Consider the following 2743-nt stretch of genomic DNA (forward strand, 5'->3'; position numbering starts at 1 on the left):
CATCGAGGCACTGGCCAGCGGCACGCCGGTTGCCGCCTATCCGGTGACCGGGCCGATCGACATTGTCGGCGATGGTTTTGGCGGCGCGGTCTCCAACGATTTGCGCGAGGCCTCACTCGCCGCGCTCAACGTCGACCGTGCCGAAGCCCGCGAACGCGCCATGCGCTATAGCTGGAAGGCCTGTGCGGAAATGTTCCTCGATACGGTCGAGGAAGCACTGGGCACACGGCGAAAGCTGGCGGCCTGATCGTGCTTTTCGTTATCCAAGGGCGAAGCTGACACACCGCCACGGATGACAAAGCGCGGCGACGCACAATCAACCGTTAGTCTGCCACGGCACCTTGTTTCAAAGGGATGGTTCGGCGTGACGTATTGTGCGACTTCGGAGCCATGACCAAGTCAGATTGATAATTGTCGGCGACTCAAAATTTACCATTTCTACCTACATTGTGGCATGCTCGAAGCAACAGCCAGCAACAAAATCAACAGTTACACGAGCCATTTCATCAGGCCAGAAGGTATCTTGCTGATAGTTCTGCTGGTGGTGGCTTTCTTGCCCGTACTGCTCGTCGACATACCCGCTATGGCAGACTATCCAAATCATCTCGCAAGAATGTCGATCCTGATGCGCGCCGGTACGCCCGAAGCCCATCCCTACTATGAAGCCGCGTGGGCACCCTACCCTAATCTAGCCATGGATCTCGTCGTCCCGTTCGCTGGGCGCTTGATCGGGATCGAGCTGGCATCAAAGCTTTTCTATCTAGTCTCGCAAATGCTGGTCGTCAGCGGGGCAATGGCCGTCGGAGCGGCCGCACAGGGGCGTGTGATCCTCAGCGGCTTCGTCGCTTCGCTCTTCCTCTACGCCATGCCTTTCGCTTTCGGATTCGTGAATTTTGAATTTGGACTCGGGATCGTTCTTTGGTCCATCGCGGTTTGGATTTGGCTTGCGGAAAGACCTTTGCCGCTGCGCCTTGCGATCCACGCCGTCTTCGTCGTGGTTCTGTATATCTCTCACCTATTTGCCCTCGGCCTGTATGGCATTGTGGTGGGGCTGTACGAACTCTCCCGCTGGCCAGACCATATTGAGAATTGGAAACGCACGATCTTGCTGGTTGCCGGAATGGCTGCTCCGGTCGTCGCAGTTGGCGCCCTGGCGCTCGCCTACGGCGGCAAAGTGGGTGGCGAAGGAACCGAATGGGCCCTGTCGGCGAAATTGTTGGCGCTGGTTCAAGTCAACGGCTTCAGCAGATACACTTCCTCAGCCGTGACCGTGGTGCTGGTCATTCTCAGTTACCTTGCGGTGAAGCACAGGATGGTGGCGGTCTCTCGCGTCGGCTGCTGGATAGGCTTTGGGCTCTTGTGCCTGTTCATTCTCATGCCGTTTCGCGTTGCGGACACGGCCTTTGTCGACGGGCGCGTCCTTCTGGCGCTTGTTCTGATCCTGCCAGCCTTCGTCACGATCAAGCGTCCGCAAGGCTCGCGTGGAACACTTCTCGTCGCGCTGGCGTTTGGCGCCGGGCTTGCAAACAGTGGCATCGCGATCTGGGCCCAATTGTCGTGCCGCGGCGAATATCGTGCCCTTATGACCGCGTTCGACGCCATTCCAATGGGTTCGCGAATCCTTACCGGCCAGAATGGCCTCCCAGACGACCCGCCAACGAATCTGCTCCTTTATCCAATGTACAATGCTGCCGCGTTGGCTGTAGTCACACGCAATGCACTGATGCCAACGCTGTTCACCTATCCGGGAAAACAGCCGGTGAGGCCCCGGCCGGAAGTGGCAAACCTGACCGTACCGCAAGGCGGGCCTATCCCGATGTCTGAGCTGGAGGCCTACGCCGCCGGTGCTTTACCACCGGTCGAGGCAGCGTATGCAGCGCATTGGACCCGTGACTTTGACTATCTGCTGGTAATCGCGCCGGAGCGCAGCCCGCCACGACACGGCAACCTTGAATTAATCGCCGAAGGCAAACAGTTCAAATTTTACAGAATAAGGAAATTGGTCGACGCGGACAGGAAAAGCGGATGATGTCCACGCGCGACACTCCTGTCACGACATGGCATGAAATTCATGCTGAAGCATCTGCCGAAAGGATTATCAATCCATCCCGGTTCGCGGGGGATTCCGATCCCCAGTTGAGACCCTAAAACAACCGCCCGCCATCCGGCACCTTACGCTCGATCGCGCCGAGCACCACGGCGCCCTCTTCGTCGGGAAAGCCGAGAGTGAGCACTTCCGACATGAATGGACCGATCTGGCGCGGCGGGAAATTGACCACCGCGAACACCTGCCGGCCGATCAGCGTCTCCGGTGTATAGTATTTGGTGATCTGCGCCGACGATTTCTTGATACCGATGCCGGCGCCGAAATCGATCTTCAGCTTGAACGCGGGCTTGCGCGCCTCGGGAAACGGCTCGGCCTCGACGATCGTGCCGCCGCGGATGTCGACACGATCGAAATCGGCAAAACTGATCTCGGGCTTGCGCTCGGTGTTCGAACTCATCTTGGTCTTGTCTGCCTTAACGGGGACTCAGGCGTTGCCGTAGGTCTCGAACAGCACACCGGCCAGGGCATCCTTGGCCGAGGTTCCCGACCAGACGACGAACTGGAATGCCTGGAAATAGCATTCGCAGGCTTCCAGCGCCGACGACAGCAACACTTCGACCTGCTGGCTCGACGGCTCGACCCCGCCGGCCAGCAGCAGCGACTGGCGGAACATGATCGCGCCCTCCTGCTCCCAGA

General features: G+C 58.8%; 3 protein-coding genes and 1 pseudogene. 2 read left to right on the forward strand and 2 right to left on the reverse strand.

Going from position 1 to position 2743, the window contains the following annotated elements; translation table 11 throughout:
• Positions 1–247: pseudogene (locus tag EN879_RS31160) on the forward strand (glycosyltransferase family 1 protein); the annotation flags it as partial.
• 207 nt (positions 248–454) lie between these two features.
• Entirely contained in the window at positions 455–2029 is a 1575-nt protein-coding gene (locus EN879_RS31165) for a hypothetical protein (RefSeq protein ID WP_063168838.1), read from the forward strand.
• Between the two features lie 115 nt (positions 2030–2144).
• Here the strand turns inward: EN879_RS31165 and EN879_RS31170 are convergent, their stop codons facing one another.
• Positions 2145–2504 carry a tRNA-binding protein gene (locus EN879_RS31170; RefSeq protein ID WP_063168839.1) on the reverse strand — a complete coding sequence of 120 codons (360 nt, stop codon included), beginning with the start codon at positions 2502–2504 and terminating at the stop codon, positions 2145–2147.
• 27 nt (positions 2505–2531) lie between these two features.
• The coding region (locus EN879_RS31175) for a YbjN domain-containing protein (RefSeq protein ID WP_348631510.1) at positions 2532–2743 on the reverse strand (212 nt) is incomplete at its 5' end.

Origin of the sequence: Mesorhizobium sp. M7A.F.Ca.AU.002.02.1.1, assembly GCF_003998535.1 — a bacterium.
Classification (GTDB): domain Bacteria; phylum Pseudomonadota; class Alphaproteobacteria; order Rhizobiales; family Rhizobiaceae; genus Mesorhizobium; species Mesorhizobium ciceri.

Coding starts and splice junctions, on each gene's coding strand:
- EN879_RS31170 (WP_063168839.1), bottom strand. CDS start 2,504: ATGAGTTCGAACACCGAGCGCAAGCCCGAGATCAGTTTTGCCGATTTC.
- EN879_RS31165 (WP_063168838.1), top strand. CDS start 455: ATGCTCGAAGCAACAGCCAGCAACAAAATCAACAGTTACACGAGCCAT.